Raw genomic sequence first — 20,097 nt, 5'->3', positions numbered from 1 at the left:
GGCGCAGTGGGCTGTGGTCGGGGCGCGGGCGCGGGCGCGGGCGCGGGCGCGGGCGCGGGCGGCTGCACGGTCCCGGATGCCGTCGAGGCGTCCGACGGCTTCTCGACGTGCATGGGCTTCGGCAACGGCGGCGCCACCACCGGCATTCACCCGTCGAGCAGAGGAGCAACGCACGCCGACCACCTCCACGTCCTCGGCCCAAGGCCGCGTCGTCGAGGACGGCGCCCATGACGAACTCATGGCCCACGCGGGCGGCCTGTGCCAGGGCGTGATCACCGCCCAGGCCACCCAGGCCACCCAGGCAGCCCAGTGGGGGCTCGCACCAGCGGTCGGCCTGCGTCCCGGCCCCCACGGCACCGAGCCGTCCGACCACGAGGCAACGCGCTGGACCACCAGCGCCCCCGCAAGCCGGCCCACCGCACCACCCCTACGGCGAAGGCGAGACGACGCATGCCTCCCAGCTCCTCCTCGATCCGGAGAACCGTCCAGGCGTACCTCGGCCGCCATCCTGACGAGCGCGACGCCCTTGCCGAGCTGCTCGCCGCGCTGGACCGGCCCGCCGACGTGACCGCCCGGACAGCGCTGCCTGGTCACGTCACCTGCAGCGCCGTCGTCATCGACCGCCGGCGCCGGGTCCTGCACATCCGGCACCGGGCCACCGGCCTCGTGCTCACCTCCGGCGGCCACATCGAGCCCGGTGACCGCACGCCGCTCGCCGCGGCGCTGCGCCAGATCTCGGAGGAGACCGGAATTCCGCCGGGGGCCCTGTGCCTGACCCGGCAGATGCTCGATTCTCCCATCCACATCGACGTCCACGCCATCGCCGCCGACCCGGCCGGAGGCGAACCGGCCCACCACCACGACTTCCGCTACGTGTTCTACCTCGCCGACGTCGAGCCACCGGCGACCATCTCGCAGGACGAGGAGGTGTCCGGCGCGCGGTGGATCTCCCTGTCGGAGGTCACGTCGCCGGCCCTGCGCGCGAAAGTCCGCCACGCGCGGCTGGACGGACTGGCGGAACCGGTGAACGCGTCCGCGCTGCTCCACGACGGCCAGGGCCGCTACTTGTTGCACCTGCGGGACGCCAACAAGCCGTGGATCTGGGAGCCCGGGTGCTGGTCGCTCCTCGGCGGCGGCCGGGAGCCTCGGGACCCCACCCTGCTCGACACGGTCCGTCGGGAGCTGCGGGAGGAGGCCGGTCTGACCGTCGCAGGCCTGGAGCCGTACGCGGTCGAGTACGCCACCGGCACCGACGGAACCCGCGTACCGATCCAGGTGTTCACCGGCCGCTGGCGCGGCGACCCGCACCGACTGCCGCTCACTGAAGGCGTGATGCTCGCCTGGGTGCGGCCCGAGAAGTTCCCGTACATGACGATGCTGCCCTCCACCAGGACCTTGCTGGAGCGGCACGCCGCCGAGCATCCCGCGTCCGCCGACGCGACCTCGGCGACCACCGCGGGGGCCGCCGGGAGCGTGTCGGCGAAGGTGCCGTCCGGGACGGTTCTGCACGTGGTCGGCGTCCACCTCTTCCTGGAGCGAGACGGACGGGTTCTGCTGGGTCTGCGGCACCCGGACTCGGCGTACGCGGGCGGCTCCTGGCACGTGCTGGCGGGCCACTGCGAGGCGGAGGCCGCGACCGCGTGTCTGGTGAGGGAGGCGTACGAGGAGGCCGGGCTGGTGATCGACCCGGCCGACCTCGAGCTCCTCCACACCGTGCACATGGTGGACCGTCCCGGGCGGCCGCGAGTACAGCTCTTCTTCCGGGCCCGCCGCTGGGAGGGCACGCCCGAACTGCGGGAGCCGGACAAGTGCGTGGCCTGGCAGTGGTGGAGCGCCACGGACCTGCCTGAGCCGATCGTCCCCTACACCCGCACCGCGATCGAAGGCATCCAGGCGGGACGGAACCACACCGAACTGGGGTGGGATCGCTGACCGGCTTCGCCATCGTGGGCGCCGCGTACACCGTCCACTCCGGCCACGTTCAGCGGTGCCGGTCGACGACGGCGTCGACGACGGCGGCCACCTCCTGCCGGTCGGTGGGCCGGAGGTCGACGGAGTTGTGGATGGAGAGTCCTTCGATCAGTGCGTCGAGGGCCCGTGCGGTGAGCGGGTCGAAGTGTCTGGCCAGCGAGTCCCGGCTGGCCTGCATCCAGGACCGCATGACGGTACGCACCTCGGGGTGGCGGGTGGCGAAGGCGTAGAGCTCGTAGCTGAGCAGGAGGTTGTGGTCGGTTCCCCAGACTTTGCCGCAGATGATCTCGACGACCGCCTCCTGTGCTTCCCGCGGTGACCGGGCCGCCTCCAGGAGGGCCCCGTAGCGCGTGGAGACGGACTCGGCGTGCCGGGTGAAGGCGTCGGTGAGCAGGTGCTGCATGTCGTCGAAGTAGTAGGTGAGCGAGCCGAGCGGTACCCCGGCCGCGTCCGCGATCTTACGGAAGGTCACTTTGATGGCGCCGTGCTCGGCGATGACGTCGAGCGCGGCGTCGAGGATGCGTTCGCGGCGTCGGGGGTCGTTGGGGCCGCGGGTGCTGCCTGTCATCGCCGTTGTCTGCCTTGTCTTCTCGGACACCCACCCAGTGTGTACATTTGTACATTCCCGGTGGATGCGCGGACTCGTTGCCTGCCTGTCCATTCTGTCGAATGCAAGCGGAGCCCCTTCTTGATAGACCGCGCCGTGCGCCGACGCCGTCGTGCGCTGTTCCTGTTCTTCTTCCTCAACGGCATCGCGATGTCCTCCTGGGTCACGCGCACGCCGGACATCCGTGATCACCTGGGAGTCTCCACCGGCCAGATGGGACTGGTGCTCTTCGGGCTGTCGGTCGGCTCCATGGCCGGCATCCTGTGTTCCGGCCGCTTCGTGTCGAGGTACGGCACCAGGCCCGTCACGGCACTCGCGACCCTGCTGGTCATCGCCAGCGTGGTCGTCGTCGCCGTGGGCAGCGCCCTCACCTCCGCGCCGCTGGTCACCGCGGGACTGTGTGTGTTCGGCGCGGGGATCGGATCGGGCGAGGTGGCGATCAACGTCGACGGCGCCGACGTGGAACGGATCACCGGCACGCCGGTTCTGCCCACGCTGCACGGATGCTTCAGCCTGGGAACCGTCATCGGAGGCCTGGCCGGGATGGCGGCCACCGCCGCGTCCTTCCCCGCCCACTGGCACCTGGCGGCAGTCGCCGTGGTGGCGACCGCGCTCTTCACGTACGCCATCGGTGCCGTCCCCGCCCGGACCGGAATCCGCGCCGCACCACCCGCCTCCGAGCAGGCGCGACTCCAGAGGCCGCAGGTGTGGAGGGACCGTCGGCTCCTGCTGATCGGGGCCATCGTCCTTGCCATGGCTCTCGCCGAGGGGGCCGCCAACGACTGGCTGCCGCTGCTCATGGTCGACGGCCACGGACTGAACGCCGCGGCCGGCTCGCTCGTCTACGTGGGGTTCGCCGCGGCGATGACCCTGGGGCGCTTCAGCGGCACGTTCTTCCTGGACCGTTACGGCCGTGCGACCGTCGTGCGGGCCAGCGCGATCTCCGGCGCCGTCGGCCTGGCCCTGGTCATCTTCTCCGACAACGCCGCCGTGGCGGCGGCCGCCGTCCTGTTCTGGGGCCTGGGCGCGTCCCTGGGCTTCCCGGTGGCCCTGTCCGCCGCGGGCGACTCGGGGCCCGACCAGACCGCCCGTGTCAGTCTCGTGGCAACGATCGGCTACGTCGCCTTCCTGGTGGGGCCGCCCGCTCTCGGCTTCCTGGGTGACCACTACGGCCTGCGTCCGGCCATGGTGGTGGTGCTGGCGTTCGTCGCCACGGCCGTCTTCCTGGCCCCGGCCGCCGGTCCCCGCGCTCGCGTCCCGGACGATCTCCAAAGGAGCAGTGCCGGCACCGCCACCTGAACCCGTCGTGCGATCGCAGGGTCGCGGCACCGAGGAAGGATCTTGCCCGGCGTTCGGCGCTGGCGGCGCGCTGCCGGCAGTCGTCGCGCGGGTGCGGACCCGCGGTCTCGCGTGGGGCGTCCCACCCGGTGGGCTCGATGGCGCGCCACCGTGCGTCGGTGAACCGGGCACTGCGGCCGGCGCACACGGGGTGGCGGGCCTCCCACTCGGTCCTCCGCCGCTCGGCCGCCCCGGCGTGGCTGCTCCCCCTGCGTCGCGGGCGGCCGCCCACAAGGGAGAGTCAAGGTGGCGGCGCCGTGGGCCGATAACCGGTACATGTCGCACGCACGCACACGCCGTACCGCTCTCACGACCGGGGCCCTGCTGGGAGTCGGAGCTCTCCTTGGCGCCGCCGCCCCGGCCGGCGCCACCAGCGGAGTCCTTACCGAACACCGCCTGAGCGACCGGCTGGTCGAACTGACCGTGGACTCCCCCGCTCTCGGCGGCCGGAGCACGGTGGCTCTGCTGACACCCCGCGGCTGGGACCGGCGCCGCCCCGGTGATCGCTGGCCCACTCTCTATCTGTTCGCGGGCGGAGACGGCGACCACACCACCTGGACAAGCCTCTTCGGAGTGCAGGACTTGACCGAGCTGCGTGACGTCCTGGTGGTGATGCCGGGCATGCCGCTCTTCGGCTTCTGGACCGACTGGTGGAACCACGGCGAAGGAGGCTCCCCCCAGGTGCGTACGTACTTCCTCCGTGAAGTCGTGCCCCTGATGGAACAGAGCTACGGCGCCGGGCCCGACAGGGCGGCGGCAGGCGAGTCCCAGGGCGGATTCGGCGCTCTGGGACTCGCCTCCCGTGTCACGGGGCTGTTCGGTGCCGTCGCCGCCTTCGGGGCACCCGTGCACCCGGTCCGCCACCCGGAGATGTGGCTCTCCGGTGCGAAGTTCGTCGGCGTGGACGGGTACGCGATCTTCGGCGACCCGTGGAAGCAGTGGAAGACCTGGCTCGACTGGGATCCGTACCATCACGCCCGGGGACTACGGCACACACCCGTCTACCTCGCCTCCGGTGACGGAAAGCCCGGTCCGCTCGATGGCGACGAGCCCGATCCCCACATCCCCGGCACCGAGAAGTGGGTCGCGCTCGCCGACGACGGAGTCGTGTCCGTCACCGAGGCCGTGTGCGGTGAGGAGACACGGATGCTCAGCGACCGTCTCACGTCTCTGGGCGCACCCGTGACCACCCACATCTATCCAGGTGGGCACAGCGGCACTTACGGCCACAGGGAACTGCGCCACGCCCTGCCGATGCTGACGGCGGCGCTCCGCCGGTGACGCCCGCTTGGCCGAATGCCGTGTACCGGCTCAGCACAGCCCGCCCATCCGTTGCCGACGCCGGGCCCTCACCGCGTCCACGGTGCCGGCCCGGCGCCCGGCGCACGTACGAGGCACTGGGGACCGAGTTCCTCGGCGGTGGTGAAGCCGGACAGCGCCAGGGTCAGTTCGAACTCCGCGAGGAGTGTACGGACGACATGCTCCACACCGGACTGACCGTCCAGGGCCAGCCCGTACACGTACGGCCGGCCGAGGAGCACCGCGCGGGCGCCGAGCGCCATGGCCTTGAAGACGTCGCCCCCTGTCCGCACACCGCTGTCGAACAGCACTTCGAGCTGTTCCCCCGACGGCCTCCACAACCGCCGGCCGTACGTCGAGGGAGCCGACGGCGCCGTTGACCTGACGTCCTCCGTGGTTGGACACCACGACACCGTCCATGCCGGTGTCCACGGCCCGCCGCGCGGGCGGCGGCCTTCTCCGCCTCGGGGTGCACCACCGCGAGAGCGCCGACGGGCGCCAGAGCCACCGGAACGGGCAGCCGACGCCCGAGCACGTCGGACCGACAGGTCCCGTGCACGTACGTCACGCAGCATTCTGGGCACGATGCGCCACTGGTCGAACGCCTCACGGTTGGCGCGCGCCGTGGACCCGTCGCCCGCGGCCCCCACCACCGTCCCCACCGGTCCAGAACCGAGCCGTCCCTCGGTCATCGCCTCCAGACGGTTCAGATCCGTGGGCAGCCGTGGGAGTGCCCCGCTCAGGCCGTCCCGGAAGATCTCGTGCTGGTACGCCGTCCAGTCCGTTCCGCGACCCGCTCCACCGCTCATACGGAACGCCTTCCGCGCCCCCTGACCCGAGTGTCGGGGCCGTACCGGATTTCACCTTGTTGCGCCGCCGCATCCGCTCTTATCCGTTGGTCGTGCGTGCGCACTCCCCGTGGCTTCGTTGTAGACATGTCTCGTATTCCCTCCGGGTTCTCGGCGACTCGACACACGGCAGGCGGCCATGGCAGTGAAGCGCACGGTGGTGATCGCGGTCCTCGCGAGCGCGGCCTTCCTGATGGTGGGCACCAGTGCCCCGGACCCCCTGCGGGCGCCGATGTCCGCGAGCGCCGCCGCCACGGTGCGCACCGACGCCGGCCTCGTGCGGGGCCTGCGGACGGCCTCCCACACGCTTTTCCGGGGCATCCCCTACGCGGGACCGGCCGAGGGCGCGTACCGCTGGGCCGCACCACGTCCCGTACAGCCCTGGAAGGGCGTACGGGACGGCACGAAGCCCGGTCCGCTCTGCGCCCAGGTCGCCTCGCCCTACGCGGACGCCGCGAGCCTGGAGGAGGACTGTCTGGTCCTCGACGTCACCGTGCGGGCCCCGGCTGCCGCGGGAGGGCCCGCCCCCGTCCTGGTGTGGATCCACGGTGACGGCAGTGTGGGTGGGGGAAGCCTTTTCGACGCGCGTCGCCTGGCCGAACGCGGTCTGGTCGTTGTCACGGTCAACTACCGCCTCGGTGTGTTCGGTGGCTTCGGGTATCCAGGGCTCGACGGTTCGGGGACGTTCGCCCTCCAGGACCAGCAGGCAGCACTGGACTGGGTCCGGCGCAACGCCGGCGCGTTCGGTGGCGACCCCGGCAACGTCACCGTGGCCGGATCCTCTTTCGGCGCGGCCGCCATCAGCGGACACCTCACCTCACCGGGGGCCCGCGGGCTGTTCCACCGAGCCATTCTGGCCAGCGGCGAGGGCATGATGGACATGCCCGCCGGTGCGATGGGCGAGGGGGTACCGGCCTATCCGTACTACACCTGGCGCACGGAGCGGGAAGTACGCGACGCCGGCATCGAGATGACCTCCTCCCTGGGCTGCGCCGGGCGCGGCCCCGAGCACGCGCTGCGGTGCCTGCGCGCACTGCCGGTGAAGACACTGCTGGCAGTCCCGCACATCATGAACGCCTTCCAGACGTTCGCCTACGGCACCGAGGTGCTTCCGGAGCTGCCGGAGAAGGCGCTGGACGAAGGCCGCTTCCCGCGCATCCCGTTGATGTCGGGGGCCACCAAGGACGAACACCGGCTGTTCGTCGGGATGGCCCACGACGCGGTCGGTTCCCCCTTCACGGCCGACCAGTACGAGCGGGCGCTCACCACGGCTTTCGGCCGCCGGGCGGACACGGTGAGCGCACAGTACCGGGTCGGGGACTTTCCCTCGCCCGCCCTGGCCTGGGCCACCGTGGTGACCGACCGGGTGTGGGCCCGGGGCACCTACGCCCAGGCCGTCGCATTCGGGCGCCACACGCCCACGTACGCCTATGAGTTCGCCGACCGGGACGCCCCCATGTACCTCCCCTTCCCCGGTGATTTCGACTTCGGCGCCTATCACGCGGGCGACACCCCGTACGTTTTCGAGGACGCCGGCTCCCAGAAGCACTTCACCCCGGCCCAGATCCGTCTGGCCGACACCATGACAGAGCACTGGGCACGCTTCGCCCGCACCGGCACACCGAACCGGCCGGGGTTGCCGCGGTGGCCCCGGTTCGATCCCGCCCGAGCCGTACCTCACACGCAGTTCCTGGCGCCGGACGGTGTCGGGCCGGTCGACTACGCCATGGAGCACCGGCTCGACTTCTGGCGCCGACTCGCGGAACAGGACACCGCCTTCCCGCAGTCAGAGGCCGGCGAGGGCAAGGAGCCGAGTTCCTGACCGCCGCCCCGGCCCCGTGGCAACGGATCGGCTGCTGTGCGACGTTCGAGGGCGTCTGACCCACGTGCTCGAGCCGGGCAGACGCCAACGCCGACCCCGGTCGGGGCTCATCGCCGGAATGCGGCACCAGCACGTCAGCCGGTGTCGCTGAGTGTTCGGCCATGAGCCCCGGTTTATCGCAGCACTCTTATAGCAGCGCTGTTATATTAGCGCTGTGACATCTTCAGATCCCACAGCGCTGCCCGACCCCTGGCACTCCTTGCACGAGCTTCTGGCGGCCATGGACGCCGAGATCGAGCAGGTCTACGTCGAGCGTGGCATCGAGGGGGTGCGGCCTCGGTTCGCCTATCCGCTGATCCGGCTCGCCCACTCCGGACCACTGACCATCCGTGAGCTCGCCGAGTCCCTGGACCGCTCGCACTCCGCGATCAGCCAGACCATCGCCGCCATGCGCAAGGAGGATCTGGTCACCTCCGAGCCGGGGCCCGACGCCCGCACCCGGCGGATCGACCTGACCGCGCGCGGCCGGTCACTGGTGCCGTTCCTGGAGGCGGAGTGGCGCGCTACCCATGAGACGGTCGCCGAGCTGGACAGCGAGGTCCCGTACGCGATGACCACCGTCGTCGAGGAGGTGCGGCGGGCACTGGAACGCCGGTCGATGCGGCAGCGGATCCTCCAGCACCTTGTCGAGCCACCGCGATGAGGGGGCGGGTCCGTGTCCGGTTCCTCGACACCCGCCCGCTGCGTGGCAGTCGGTCGTTTCGCGACCTGTGGCTCGGCACCTCGGTCTCTCAACTCGGCGGACAGATAGCCAACGTGGCGGTGCTGGCCCAGGTCTGGGACCTGACCGGCAGCCCAGTCGGCACCGGCGCCATCGGGCTCGCCACCGGCCTGCCGATGGTGCTGTTCGGGCTGCTCGGCGGCACGTTGGCCGATACCGTCGACCGCCGTGCGGTGGTGCGCGCCACCACCGCGGGCCAACTGCTGGCCGCCGCGGGGCTGTGCGCCCAGGCCCTGGCGGACAACCGAAACGTGTTGCTGCTGCTCGCCCTGGTCGCCGTGGGGACGAGCTGCGGCGCTCTCGGCGCACCTTCCCGGCGCACCTTCCCGGTCCGGCTGTTGCCGGGCGACCAGGTCGCGGCCGGGCTCGCGCTGACCAACGTCTCCTTCCAGGCATCGATGATGGCCGGACCCGCGATGGCCGGGCTGATCATCGCCCGCTGGGACTTCCCCGCCGCATACGCCGCCCAGGCCGTGGCCATGGCAGTCTCGATGCTGGCGGTGACACGCCTGCCTGCCATACGGCCGGAAGGCGCCGGCGCGGCAGGCGGCAGGCGCCGGCCGGAGCGTGGCGGTTGGCGGATCATCCTGCGCCGCCCGACGCTGTGGGGCTCGATGGCCACCGACCTGTCCGCAACTTTGCTCGCCATGCCCATCGCGCTCTTCCCGCTGGTCAACGAGATCCGCTTCGGGGGAAACCCGCAGACCCTCGGCCTGTTCCTCTCGGCCGTCGCGGTCGGGGGGATCACGGCCGGTCTGCTCTCCGGCACAGTGACGCGCTGGCGCCGCGGCGGCCTGGTACAGCTGTCCGCCGCCGGGGTCTGGGGCATGGCGCTGGCCTGTTTCGGTCTGGCGGGGCCGCTGTGGCTGGCGCTCTGCTGCCTGGCCGTGGCGGGCGCTGCCGACACCGTGTCCGTCGTCACCCGCAGCACCCTGGTCCAGTTGGAGACCCCGGACGCGTACCGGGGGCGGGTCTCCTCGGTGGAACACGTCATCGGTGTCGCCGGCCCCGAACTCGGCAACTTCCGTGGTGGCCTGCTGGCGTCGGTCACCTCCGCCCCCTTCTCCCTGGTCTTCGGCGGACTGACCGCCACGCTGGCGGTGGCCGCCGTGGCCGCGACCAACGCCCCCCTTCGCGCCTACCGCACGCCGCCCGCCGCCGCGAAACCGGCCGTCTCCGCAGTCGCCGACACGGCGGCGGCCGCTGGTTGAATGCGCTGGTTCGCCTCCGGCCCCGGCACCCGGCGAGGGGTCGTCATTCCTCGTCGACGGCGTCGGGATCGCGCAGCGGAAGCAGGCCCCGGGCGGCTCGGGGACGTCCGAGGGGCTGGGCCGCCCCCGCGGTGACCGGGCGACGGCATCAGGTGGCAGGGACGGACTCCAGCCGGTAGGCGTCCCCGTGGGCGACCACGCGGCCGGCGGTGGGCGGTGCGAAGTGGGTGCCGAGGAGGAGGGTGTCCGTGCCCGCGAGGGAGCCGAGCAGCTCGCGCCGGGTGGCCTCGGACTGCCGCGGGTCGATGTCGACGCAGGCGCCGATGACGGGGTGGGCGAGCTGGACGGGGTGGTGGACGCAGTCGCCGGAGATCAGCGCCGTCTCACCCTGGCTGGTCAGTTCCACGGCGACGTGGCCGGGTGTGTGGCCGGGTGTCGGGATCAACCGCAGGCCGGGGGCGATCTCGGCACCCTTGTCCGGGACGTCGACCGTGCTCAGCAGACCCGCCCGCTCGACCGGGATCACGGAGTCGCGGAACATCTGTTCGCGTGCCTCCTCCATGTCGTACGTGGCCCAGAACTCCCGCTCGGCACGGGATGCGAGGTAGCGGGCGTTGGGGAAGGTGGGGACCCATTCGCCGTTCACCTGCCGCGTGTTCCAGCCGACGTGATCGGCGTGCAGGTGAGTGAGAATCACCAGGTCGACGGAGTCCGGGGGGAAACCGGCGGTGGTGAGGCGCTCCAGGAAGTCGGTCCGCAGGTCGTGCCAGGCAGGGTTGGCCCGCTCCTTGCCGTTGCCGATGCCGGTGTCCACGAGGACGCGGAGCCCGTTCACGACGAACGCGAAGCTGTGACTGTCGATGTGCAGAATTCCGTCCTGGCCGGCGAAGTGAGGGCGCAGCCAGTCCTGGGCGGTCACCACCTCAGGGGTGGCGTCGGGCAGCAGCCAGGGTCCGGTCGCGGGCGGCAGGGCGACTTCGTCGATGCGGTGGACGGTGACGCCGCCCACGGTCCAGGAGGGGATGGGGGTGGCGCCGGGGGAGGTGTGCATTGTGTGTCGTTTCCCTTTGTTCTCTTCAGCGGCAGTGGTCGGTTGTTCTCTTCAGCGGGAGCGGTCGGCTTGGGGACGGACCGCGCCGCGTCGTGACGCGGTGAGTGCGGCCAGGGCCGCCAGGGCGAGGAGAGCGGCGGTGATGGCGTAGGCGTGTGAGGTGGTACCCAGCCCGTAGTGCTGGGTGGCCGCGCCGGCGGCGACGGCGGGCAGGCTCATGGAGAGGTAGCTGAGGAGGTAGTAGGCGGCCAGTGTCGCGGCGCGGTCCTGCTCGTCGAGCGAGGCGAGGAGCATACGCAGCGCCCCCTGGGAAACGGCGCCGAAGGCGACGCCGGCCAGCACCGCGCCACCGTGGACGGCGGGCAGCCCGGCGCCGTGCGGACCGATCAGGGTCAGGGCCGCGGCGGGCAGGACGGACAGGCAGCCGCCGATCACCGTGGCGCGGGGCGGCCTGCGCCGCAGCGCCCATACGGTGAGCGCGGCGGTGGCGCTGAGGGTGAAGAAGACCATGCCGCGGGCTGCTTGCGGGGCGTCGGGGGCCACCAGGCGTACGAGGGCCGGGCCGAGGGAGGAGTAGAAGCCGCCCAGCGCCCAGACGGTGGTGACGGCGGCACCCGCGGCCAGCAGGGTGCGGCGGGCCGGGGGCGGGACGCTGACCCGCGGGCGCAGCGACCGCAGCGCTCCCCCGTGGCGGTGGGCCGTCTCCGTGGTGAAGGTGGCCGCGATCGCCTGGGCGAGGAACAACGCCGCCAGCAGTACGTAGACGGTGACGGTGGGGGCGGGGGCGAAACGGACGAGCAGGGTGGAGACGAGCACGCCGGCGGCCATGCCCGCGACCGGGGTGACGCTGTTGGCCAGGGCGGACCGGCCCGGGCGCCGGGGGTTTCCCAGGTCGAGGAGCGCCGCGCCCGCGGCACTGGTGGCCGCGCCGGTGGCCGCTCCTTGCAGGACCCGGGCGATGGTCAGGGAGCCCGCGCCGTCCGCTGAGGCCAGAAGGACCATGGAGACGGCCGCCATGAGCAGGGCGCCTGCCAGGACGGGGCGTCGCCCCAGGTGGTCGGAGAGCGCTCCGGTGGTGAGCAGGGCCAGCAACAGGGCCAGGGCGTACGCGCTGAAGACCACGGTGACGGCGAGCGCGGAGAGGCCCCACTGGTCCTGGTAGAGAGGGTAGAGCGGGGTCGGAGCGCTGGACGCGGCCAGGAGGGCCGCGAGTATCGACACGTCGAGAGCGAAAGAGGCCGTCCGCCTCCTCGTACGGGTGCGGGTGGCCTGGTGAGCGACGTGCGCGGGCGCGGCAGAGACCGCTGGTGCGTCGGCCACCGCTGGTACGTCGGAGATGACGCCGGGCATGTAACTCCTTCCATAAACGCAACACATTTGCTTTAGACCGACCGTAGGGCCTACGGTCGGTTTAAAGCAAACCGTTTGCGTTTGGCGTGGAGTGCTTCGTTGCCACGCCCCCTGATCAGGAGAAACCTGTGCCCTCCGCCGAACTCACGCCGCCCGAGGCCGCCCGCTGGGCCGCCCGTGCCGGACTTCCACTGCCCGATGACCGCCACGCCGCGGTCGCCGCCACCGCTCAGCACATCCACTCCGTCGTCGCGGTCCTGCGTGAGCTGGACTTCGGCGACACCCCGCCCGCCGGCGCCTACCGCGCCGGGAAGGAGAAGCACGATGCAGCCGTATGAGCTGACCCTCGCCGACGCCGCGCAGCAGATCAGGTCCCGTCGGCTGTCCCCCGTCGAGCTGGTGGACTCGGTCCTCGACCGCATCGACCAGGTGGACCCGCACGTCGAGGCGTACGTGGCGGTCACCGCCGAGCAGGCCCGCGGCGCGGCGCGGGAGGCCGAGCGGGAAGCGGCCCGCGGCGCGTTCCGGGGGCCGCTGCACGGCGTCCCGGCCGGGCTCAAGGACCTGATCGACGTCGCCGGTTCGCCCACCAGCGCCAGTTCCCGGGTCCGGGCCGGCCACCGCGCCGCCGCCGACAGCACGGTCGCCGCCCGGCTGCGGGCCGCAGGCTCCGTCCTGGTCGGCAAGACCCACACCCACGAGTTCGCCTACGGCCTGACCACCCCGCAGACCGGCAACGCCTGGGACCGCGGCCGGGTCGCGGGAGGCTCCAGCGGCGGGTCCGCCGTCGCGGTGGCGGCCGGGGCGGCGACCTTCGCCCTCGGCACCGACACCGGCGGGTCGATCCGGGTTCCCGCCGCGCTGAACGGAGTCGTCGGCTTCAAGCCGACCTACGGGCTGGTGCCGCGCCACGGCGTCACGTCGCTGTCCTGGTCGCTGGACCACGTCGGCCCGGTCACCCGCACCGTCGAGGACGCGGCCCTGGTCCTGGCCGTCCTCGCCGGGCACGATCCGCGTGACCCCGCCTCGCTGGACACCCCCGCCGTCGACCACCGGCCGGAACGGGAGCCGGACCTGACGGGCGTGCGCGTCGGGGTGCCGCGCAACTACTACTTCGACCATGTCGACGCGGAGGTGGAGATTGCCGTCCGCCGGGGCATCGCGCGGCTGGAGACGCTCGGCGCCCATCTCGTCGAGGTCGACATCCCGATGACCCGGTACATCCAGGCCACCCAGTGGGGGCTGATGGTGCCGGAGGCCACCGCCTACCACGAGGGCACGCTGCGTACGGTCCCCGAGCTGTACCAGGCGGACGTCCGCATCCTCCTGGAGGCCGGTGAGCTGATGGGCGCGGGCGACTATCTGCGTGCCCAGCGCTCCCGGACGCTCATGCAGGAGGAGTGGGCCCGCGTTCTGGAGAAGGTCGACGTGATCGCCGCCCCGGCGGTCCCGATGACCGCGGTGAAGGCCGGTCAGGAGAGCGTCACCTGGTCCGACGGCTCGACCGAGGCCGTCTCCGACGCCTACGTGCGGCTGTCCTCCCCGGCCAACATCACCGGAGTGCCCGCCCTGTCCGTCCCGGTGGGCCACGACACGGCGGGCATGCCGATCGGCATGCAGCTGCTCGGACGGCCCTTCGGCGAGCGGCGGCTGCTGCGGGTGGGCCACGCCTACGAGCGGACGCAGCCCGCCCGGTCGCTCGCGCCGACCCCCTGAGAGCGACGTGCGGGCCGGACGGTTCCGCCCCGGCCCGAAGCCCGTTGCGCCTGGCCGAGGTGCCACCGGGTGGAGCGGCCGGTCAGAGAACGCTCACGTCGCGAGGGCGGTGCACGCGGTCCGGTCGACCCAGATGTGGGCGCTGATGTTGTTGTTGGCGCTGCCCCACTCCCGCTCGTTCATGAAGTAGTCGTCACTCAGGTTCGAGGCGTAGCCCTCGGTGCGGGTCAGGCAGATGTGGGGGTTGAAGTTGGAGCTGGTGTTCGGGTTCGCGAAGAACTTGACCTCTGAGTACCTTCCCATGTTCAGCACGGAGGAGGCCCTGTTGTTGTCGGACCCCTGGAAGCTGCTCGCGGAGTCGCCCCAGTTCTGGTCGTTGCCGAGGGCGCGGCCGAGTTGTCCCTCACAGTAGGCGCCGTTGTAGGCGTACATGTAGCCGGCGAGAGCGTTGTCGTAGTTGTCCGCGCACGTGGCCGCCGCGGCGGCGGAGGCGCTGGGCACCGGGCCGACCAGGCTGATGCCGACGAGCACGGCTCCGACAGCCGCGGCAGACAGTTTGCGCATGGTGAACTCCTTGGGTCGGTGTGACTGTGGTGATCGGCGGGCACGGCATCGGCCGGGTCCGCCGCGAGCCGAATACGGGCAGGCTCGGTCAAGTGTCAGGAGAGGACGTCCTCGGCCTGGCGCAGGGCGCGCAGACGCATCCCGCGGTAGTCGTCCCTCTCCTTCTCGTACCGCTTCAGCACCTTCTCCCGGTACGAGGTCTCGAGGGCGCGCATGATCTCGGCCAGGGAGGTCTTCCTGGCACAGGTCGCGTCGAGGACCGCCAGTGTCCTGTCGAACTCGTGGGCCTCGGCGGAAGGCATTCCCTCCGTGACCCTCACGCGGTTCTGGCGGAGCTGCTCGGGGTCGTCGAAGGGGCGGCCGGCTTCCTTCATGCACCGGGCCCACTTCGCGAGGGGCTGCGTGAAACGAGCGTCCTCCATGAGGTCCCGGCCGTACAGCGGCAGGATGCCCTCGATGGTTTTGCGGATGGTGAACCACGTCTCGGAGTCTCCGTAGAGCTTCGAACGTGCCTCGTTGGCACACCCGCCGCGGGGAGCGTTCACCGTGCCCGTCCCACCCGGCAGTTCGACACTCATCCGGTCCCGGTAGTCGCCGTCCAGCGCCCTGTTGAAGGCAGCCCGGTCCTTCGGACGGAGCTTGTTCTGGTAGACGGTGGTCGGGTCGGTCCTACGGATCTTCTCGCCACGCTCTTCGAAGCCACGGCCGTAGCCGTACTTCCGCGCCCACCCCACGTCGTCGGTGACATAACGGCCGGCCTTGCGCTCGTCCACGCCGGGAATGGGCAACTCCCAGTAGGGGTGGCCCTTTCTCTCCATGCACTCCTTCACGAGCCGCTCCTCGGCGCGCTCGATCTCGATCTCCTCCCGGACCGTGAGGTCCCGCACCTCGGCGTCCGAGACGGTGTGCTGCTCCGCCCGGGCGCCGCAGCCGGCCACGCAGCACACCACCGCGGTCACGGCAGCGACGACGAGGATCTTCTCCTTCACGAACATGTCACCTTTCCCGGCCGAGGTGCCGACGGGCACGTATGTCCGGCGTTCCCCCGTGCCCGCCCCGCGCGACGCCGGCACCGGCCCGCAGCCGTCCGCCGGGGCCGGATTCCGAGATCGCCTCCAGACCATAGGCCGGGCGCGGGGACGGAACTTTGTCAGCCGTGCAGAAGGCTTTGTCGAACGTGCGCGGTGTGCGGGTCTCGGCGCGTCGGCCCGGGCCCCCGTGTGCCCTTCAGCTCGTTGTACCGCGGCGGGGGTTCCCACCAGAATGAGGTCGGGATACGTCCGTGTCGAAGGGTGAGCCGTGCGGGAACGGGCTGAGGAGTCGCCAGGCCTGCTCCGTGACCGGCACGGACGGCGGTGTGTCTCATGAGCCCGGTCTGGACACCGCGTTCGTTCCGCCGCGGGACCGGGAGGAGCTGGTCCGGCACGCGGTGTGGGAATCTCTGGTGGCGGTCGACATCGACCCTCGCCCTCCGGCCGAGGACACCTCCGTCCGCATGGGGCTCGGCGACGTCGGCCCGCTCACGCTCCGTACGGCGCGGGCGTCCGCGGTCACCGTCCGTCGCACCGAGCGGCTGGCCCGGGCGGACGAGGAGCCGGCCGTCTCCCTCGGTCTCCAGATGACGGGCACCAGCCTGGTGGCGCAGAACGGCCGCGAGTGCGTGCTCAAGCCGGGAGAACTGGCCGTCTACGCATCGACTTCTCCCTACACACTGCTCTTCGACGAGGGAGTCGACCACCACTTCCTGCGCTTCCCGCGCGCGGCGCTCGCGCTCCCCGACCGGTTGCTACGGGACACCAGCACGGACGCTCCGGGATCCGACGACCCCATGGCACGGCTCGCCTTCGGCTGCTTCTCCCAACTGGCCGCCGCCGACGAACCGCTCCAGGGCTCACACGCCGACGCCGCCGTGCGGCCCGGCGTCGAACTGCTCCGCGCCCTCCTGACCACCCAGCACGGCGACTCCGGCCTGGCCAAGGGGCCGATGGAGGCGACACTCGGTCTGCGGATCACTCAGTACATCCGGACCCATCAGGCGGACCCGGACCTGTCGGCGGCACGGATCGCCGCCGCCCACAGCATCTCCGTACGTCACCTCCACGCGGTGCTGTCCCGGTCGGGCATCAGCCTTGGAGACCGGATCCGTACACGCCCCCTGACCGAATGCAGGCGAGAGCCGGCCGGTCCGACCGGGCGACCGCGGACCGTCGAAGCGGTAGGACGGAGCTGGGGCTTCGTGAACGCGACCCACTTCAGCAAGGTGTTCAAACAGGCGTACGACATCTCACCCCGGGCCTGGCGCGACCAGAACCACCCCCCGCTCCCCCGCGCGACGGTCTCCGCAGCAGGATGCCCGGTTCAGCCGGGGAGTCCCTCGGCCACGGCCACACTGTCGGCGCCTTCTGTGGACGGTCTGGACCTACACGTCCGGGAAGCGGGCAGAACGGCCGGAGCGATGCTTCGCCAGGGAAGGCGTCGCCCGTTTCTTACGGACTCCTGACGTGCCGCTCACGGCGCCCGGCCCGGGACTTCGGTGGCCCTAGCGTAGGCGTATGCGCGTACTGGTCACCGGCGGTGCCGGGTTCATCGGGTCCCACGTTGCCGAGGCCCTGCGGGAGCACGGGCACGAGGCCGTCTGCTTCGACGTCCGCGAGGACCCCGGCGACGACGTGCGCTGCCCTGCGGCCGTGTCGCGGGCCCTGCCGGAGGTGGACGCCGTGTGCCACCAAGCGGCGATGGTCGGGCTCGGCAACGGTTTCGCCGACGCCGCGGAGTACGTCTCACGCAACGCCCTCGGCACCGCCGTCCTGCTCGCCGCGATGGCCGAGGCGGGCGTCCGACGGCTCGTGCTCGCCGGGTCGATGGTCGTGTACGGGGAAGGACGCTACGCGTGCCCGCGTCACGCGGAGGTGCGGCCGGGGCCGCGCGCCGTGGACGATCTGGAGGCGGGCCGATTCGAACCCCCGTGCCCGGTGTGCGGCGTGGACCTGGTGCCGGGGCTGGTCGGCGAGGAGGCCCCGGCCGATCCGCGCAACGTGTACGCGACCACCAAACTGGCCCAGGAGCACCTGGCCGCCGCCTGGGCCCGGACGACCGGCGCGACGGCGGTGTCACTGCGCTACCACAACGTGTACGGGCCCCGGATGCCCCGCGACACCCCGTATGCCGGTGTCGCCTCCTTCTTCCGCTCGGCCCTCGCGCGCGGCGAGGCCCCTCGGGTCTTCGAGGACGGGCGTCAGCGCCGGGACTTCGTGCACGTACGGGACGTGGCCGCGGCGAACGTCGCCGCACTGACGGTCCAGAGGCCGGGTGGTGGCCTCGTCGCCTTCAACACCGGCAGCGGTGAGCCGCACACGGTCGGGGAGATGGCCTCCGCCCTGGCAGCGGCGTACGGCGGGCCGGAGCCCGTCGTCACCGGCGAGTACCGCCTGGGCGACGTACGCCACATCACCGCGGACTCCGCGCGGCTGCGGAACGAGACGGGGTGGCGGCCGCGGGTCGGCTTCGCCGAGGGTATGCGGGAGTTCGCACGGGCGGAGTCGGGCCGACAGTGACCCCGAGCCCGGAGGGCTCAGGTGTCCGCCGGGGGCAGGAGCACCTCGAAGCGGCAGCCGCCCGGTATGTTGCGGACGGTGGCACGGCCCCGGTGGGCCTCGACGATGCCGCGCACGATGGCCAGGCCGAGACCCGCGCCGGCCGGGGGCGTACGGGCGTGGGTGCCGCGCCAGCCGGTGTCGAAGACGCGCGGCAGGTCCTCCTCGGGGATGCCGCCGCACCCGTCGGTCACCGAGACCACCACACCCTCGGACGAACGCTCGGCGGCGACCGCGACCGTGCCGTCGGCGGGTGTGCGGCGGATCGCGTTGACGAGGAGGTTTCCGAGAACCCGGCTCATCTCCTTGCCGTCCACCTCGACCGGTACGGCGGCCACGGCGTCGCCGACCAGCCGCACGCCGTGCTCGCGGGCGAGCGGGTCCGCACCCGCGAGGGCGTCGCCGACCAGGTCGTAGAGGGAGATCCGGGCCGGGGCGAGGGGGAGGGCGCCTGCCTGGATGCGGGAGAGTTCGAAGAGGTCGCCGACCATGTCGTTGAGGCGTTCCACCTCGGTGCGGATCTGGCGGAGGTAGCGGTCGGGGTCCGCGGCGACGCCGTCCTCCAGGGCCTCGGACATGGCGCGCAGGCCGGCGAGTGGGGTGCGCAGGTCGTGCGAGATCCAGGCGACCAGTTCGCGCCGGGAGGTCTCCAGAGCGCGTTCCCGTTCACGGGACTCGGCGAGCCGGGCGCTGGTGGCCGCCAGTTCCCGGCTGAGCGCGTCGAGTTCGGCGGTGGCCGGTGTGGTGGGAGCGGCGTAGTCGCCGTCGTCACCGAACGAGCGGGCCGCCGCCGCCAGTTCACGGCTCCGGGCGACCACCCAGCGGCCGAGCAGCAGCGCGGTGGCCAGGGAGACGACGGCGGCCATCGCCACGACGGTCGTGACGACGGACAGGTCGTGCGGGGACAGGAACATCGCCCAGGCGACCGCCAGGGTCCCGGCGAGCATCGCGAGGACGGCGACGGCCGCCACGACGGCGAGCGACACGGTCAGCGAGCGCCGCCGGATCAGTCGCAGCACGCCCGCGCCGGCCAGGCCGGTGGTGGCGGCGCCGGCGAAGGCGTAGACGGCGATGAGGAGGATGTCGGGCACGTCAGTCCGCCTCCCGCCCGGCGGGGTCGAAGCGGTAGCCCACGCCCCACACCGTCTGGACCAGCCGGGGCCGGGCCGGATCCGCCTCGACCTTTCCGCGCAGCCTCCGTACATGGACGGTCACGGTGGACAGGTCGCCGAAGTCCCAGCCCCAGACCTCGCGCATCAGCGCCTCCCGGGCGAAGGCCTGCCCCGGATGCCGGAGGAAGAAGGCGAGGAGGTCGAACTCGCGCAGGGTCAGGGCCAGTTCGACGCCGTCCTTGGTGGCCCTGCGCGCGGTGGGGTCGACGGTCAGGCCGGCCGCGGAGGGCGGGCGAGGCGCGGCGGCGGGCCGGGTGCGGCGCAGTACCGACTGCACCCTCAGCACCAGCTCCCGCGGGCTGAACGGTTTGGTCACGTAGTCGTCGGCGCCGACCTCCAGGCCCAGGATCCGGTCGTCCTCGTCACCGCGGGCGGTCAGCATGATGACCGGCACGGGGCCGGTGCCGCGTATCCGCCGGCACACCTCCAGGCCGTCCATGCCGGGCAGCATCAGGTCCAGCACGACCAGGTCCGGCCAGTGCGCGGCGGCTCGGTCGAGCGCGGCCGGACCGTCGTCGGCCCGGTCGACGAGGTGACCCGCGCGTTCCAGGTATCCGGCGACGACCTCCGCGACCGTGGGATCGTCGTCGACGACCAGGATCCGGGCGGGACCGGCCAGGGGTGGGACGTCCGGAGGCCGGCCGGGGGACACGTCGGTGGAGGCGGACTCGTGCGGCTGCTGCATGCGCCCAGCCTCGCACCACGTCCTCGCGGACGGCGCCGCCGACGGCTGCCGCGACCGTGACGTCCGCGTTTCGTAAGGAACGGAGGTCC

At 72.1% G+C, this 20,097-nt stretch carries 16 protein-coding genes and 2 pseudogenes; 10 read left to right on the top strand and 8 right to left on the bottom strand.

Annotated elements, in window-relative coordinates:
• The first annotated feature begins 450 nt into the window (after positions 1 to 450).
• On the top strand, positions 451 to 1,932 hold the full coding sequence (locus ACH4NX_RS03480; protein ID WP_398127476.1) for an NUDIX domain-containing protein: 1,482 nt from the start codon (positions 451 to 453) through the stop codon (positions 1,930 to 1,932).
• Between the two features lie 49 nt (positions 1,933 to 1,981).
• Here the strand turns inward: ACH4NX_RS03480 and ACH4NX_RS03475 are convergent, their stop codons facing one another.
• Positions 1,982 to 2,539, bottom strand: coding sequence for a TetR family transcriptional regulator (locus tag ACH4NX_RS03475; RefSeq protein ID WP_351400708.1), 558 nt, complete (start codon positions 2,537 to 2,539; stop codon positions 1,982 to 1,984).
• A 120-nt stretch (positions 2,540 to 2,659) separates the two neighbouring features.
• Between ACH4NX_RS03475 and ACH4NX_RS03470 the strand changes: the two genes are divergently transcribed.
• Both ACH4NX_RS03470 and ACH4NX_RS03465 read left to right on the top strand, forming a co-directional pair.
• A complete protein-coding gene (locus tag ACH4NX_RS03470) occupies positions 2,660 to 3,877 on the top strand; it encodes an MFS transporter (RefSeq protein WP_398127475.1) in 1,218 nt (405 codons plus the stop codon).
• Positions 3,878 to 4,192: 315 nt separating this feature from the next.
• Positions 4,193 to 5,197 (top strand): alpha/beta hydrolase-fold protein, encoded by a 1,005-nt coding sequence (locus ACH4NX_RS03465; RefSeq protein ID WP_351400706.1) that lies wholly within the window; start codon positions 4,193 to 4,195, stop codon positions 5,195 to 5,197.
• 68 nt (positions 5,198 to 5,265) lie between these two features.
• Here ACH4NX_RS03465 and ACH4NX_RS03460 read toward each other — a convergent pair.
• A pseudogene (locus ACH4NX_RS03460) lies at positions 5,266 to 6,024 on the bottom strand (alpha-hydroxy-acid oxidizing protein).
• 178 nt (positions 6,025 to 6,202) lie between these two features.
• Between ACH4NX_RS03460 and ACH4NX_RS03455 the strand changes: the two are divergent.
• From ACH4NX_RS03455 to ACH4NX_RS03445, 3 genes are all read left to right on the top strand, one after another.
• Positions 6,203 to 7,885 carry a carboxylesterase/lipase family protein gene (locus ACH4NX_RS03455; RefSeq protein ID WP_398127474.1) on the top strand — a complete coding sequence of 561 codons (1,683 nt, stop codon included), beginning with the start codon at positions 6,203 to 6,205 and terminating at the stop codon, positions 7,883 to 7,885.
• A gap of 214 nt (positions 7,886 to 8,099) precedes the next feature.
• Positions 8,100 to 8,588 carry a MarR family winged helix-turn-helix transcriptional regulator gene (locus ACH4NX_RS03450; RefSeq protein ID WP_398127473.1) on the top strand — a complete coding sequence of 163 codons (489 nt, stop codon included), beginning with the start codon at positions 8,100 to 8,102 and terminating at the stop codon, positions 8,586 to 8,588.
• The gene (locus ACH4NX_RS03445; RefSeq protein WP_351400703.1) at positions 8,585 to 9,877 is read left to right on the top strand and encodes an MFS transporter; all 1,293 of its coding nucleotides are present in this window, start codon (positions 8,585 to 8,587) and stop codon (positions 9,875 to 9,877) included. The genes ACH4NX_RS03450 and ACH4NX_RS03445 overlap by 4 nt, the downstream gene beginning before the upstream one ends.
• Positions 9,878 to 10,025: 148 nt before the next feature.
• Here ACH4NX_RS03445 and ACH4NX_RS03440 read toward each other — a convergent pair whose 3' ends face one another.
• Positions 10,026 to 10,928: an MBL fold metallo-hydrolase gene (locus tag ACH4NX_RS03440; RefSeq protein ID WP_351400702.1), complete on the bottom strand. Its 903-nt coding sequence runs from the start codon at positions 10,926 to 10,928 to the stop codon at positions 10,026 to 10,028.
• A 51-nt stretch (positions 10,929 to 10,979) separates the two neighbouring features.
• Positions 10,980 to 12,149, bottom strand: coding sequence for an MFS transporter (locus ACH4NX_RS03435; RefSeq protein ID WP_351400701.1), 1,170 nt, complete (start codon positions 12,147 to 12,149; stop codon positions 10,980 to 10,982).
• A gap of 257 nt (positions 12,150 to 12,406) precedes the next feature.
• On the opposite strand from ACH4NX_RS03435, the gene ACH4NX_RS03430 reads away from it, so the two are divergent.
• Together ACH4NX_RS03430 and ACH4NX_RS03425 are read left to right on the top strand one after the other, a co-directional pair.
• A complete protein-coding gene (locus tag ACH4NX_RS03430; protein ID WP_351400700.1) occupies positions 12,407 to 12,616 on the top strand; it encodes a hypothetical protein in 210 nt (69 codons plus the stop codon).
• A complete protein-coding gene (locus ACH4NX_RS03425) occupies positions 12,603 to 13,994 on the top strand; it encodes an amidase (RefSeq protein WP_351400699.1) in 1,392 nt (463 codons plus the stop codon). The genes ACH4NX_RS03430 and ACH4NX_RS03425 overlap by 14 nt, the downstream gene beginning before the upstream one ends.
• A 93-nt stretch (positions 13,995 to 14,087) precedes the next feature.
• On the opposite strand, the gene ACH4NX_RS03420 is transcribed toward ACH4NX_RS03425, so the two are convergent.
• Both ACH4NX_RS03420 and ACH4NX_RS03415 read right to left on the bottom strand, forming a co-directional pair.
• Positions 14,088 to 14,558, bottom strand: a complete 471-nt coding sequence (locus ACH4NX_RS03420) for a hypothetical protein (RefSeq protein ID WP_351400698.1) — start codon at positions 14,556 to 14,558, stop codon at positions 14,088 to 14,090.
• A gap of 95 nt (positions 14,559 to 14,653) precedes the next feature.
• Positions 14,654 to 15,553, bottom strand: coding sequence for a hypothetical protein (locus ACH4NX_RS03415; protein ID WP_398127472.1), 900 nt, complete (start codon positions 15,551 to 15,553; stop codon positions 14,654 to 14,656).
• A 362-nt stretch (positions 15,554 to 15,915) separates the two neighbouring features.
• Here ACH4NX_RS03415 and ACH4NX_RS03410 point away from each other — a divergent pair.
• Positions 15,916 to 16,875: pseudogene (locus ACH4NX_RS03410) on the top strand (helix-turn-helix domain-containing protein); the annotation flags it as partial.
• Between the two features lie 235 nt (positions 16,876 to 17,110).
• A complete protein-coding gene (locus ACH4NX_RS03405) occupies positions 17,111 to 18,112 on the top strand; it encodes an NAD-dependent epimerase/dehydratase family protein (protein ID WP_351400695.1) in 1,002 nt (333 codons plus the stop codon).
• A 17-nt stretch (positions 18,113 to 18,129) separates the two neighbouring features.
• Here the strand turns inward: ACH4NX_RS03405 and ACH4NX_RS03400 are convergent, their stop codons facing one another.
• Positions 18,130 to 19,242 (bottom strand): HAMP domain-containing sensor histidine kinase, encoded by a 1,113-nt coding sequence (locus ACH4NX_RS03400; protein ID WP_351400694.1) that lies wholly within the window; start codon positions 19,240 to 19,242, stop codon positions 18,130 to 18,132.
• 1 nt (position 19,243) lies between these two features.
• Positions 19,244 to 20,008, bottom strand: coding sequence for a response regulator transcription factor (locus ACH4NX_RS03395; protein ID WP_351400693.1), 765 nt, complete (start codon positions 20,006 to 20,008; stop codon positions 19,244 to 19,246).
• Positions 20,009 to 20,097 lie beyond the last annotated feature (89 nt).

The sequence above is a fragment of the Streptomyces sp. NPDC017225 genome (assembly GCF_044331465.1).
GTDB lineage: Bacteria > Actinomycetota > Actinomycetes > Streptomycetales > Streptomycetaceae > Streptomyces.
This window is presented reverse-complemented; position numbering and strand designations above follow the sequence as displayed.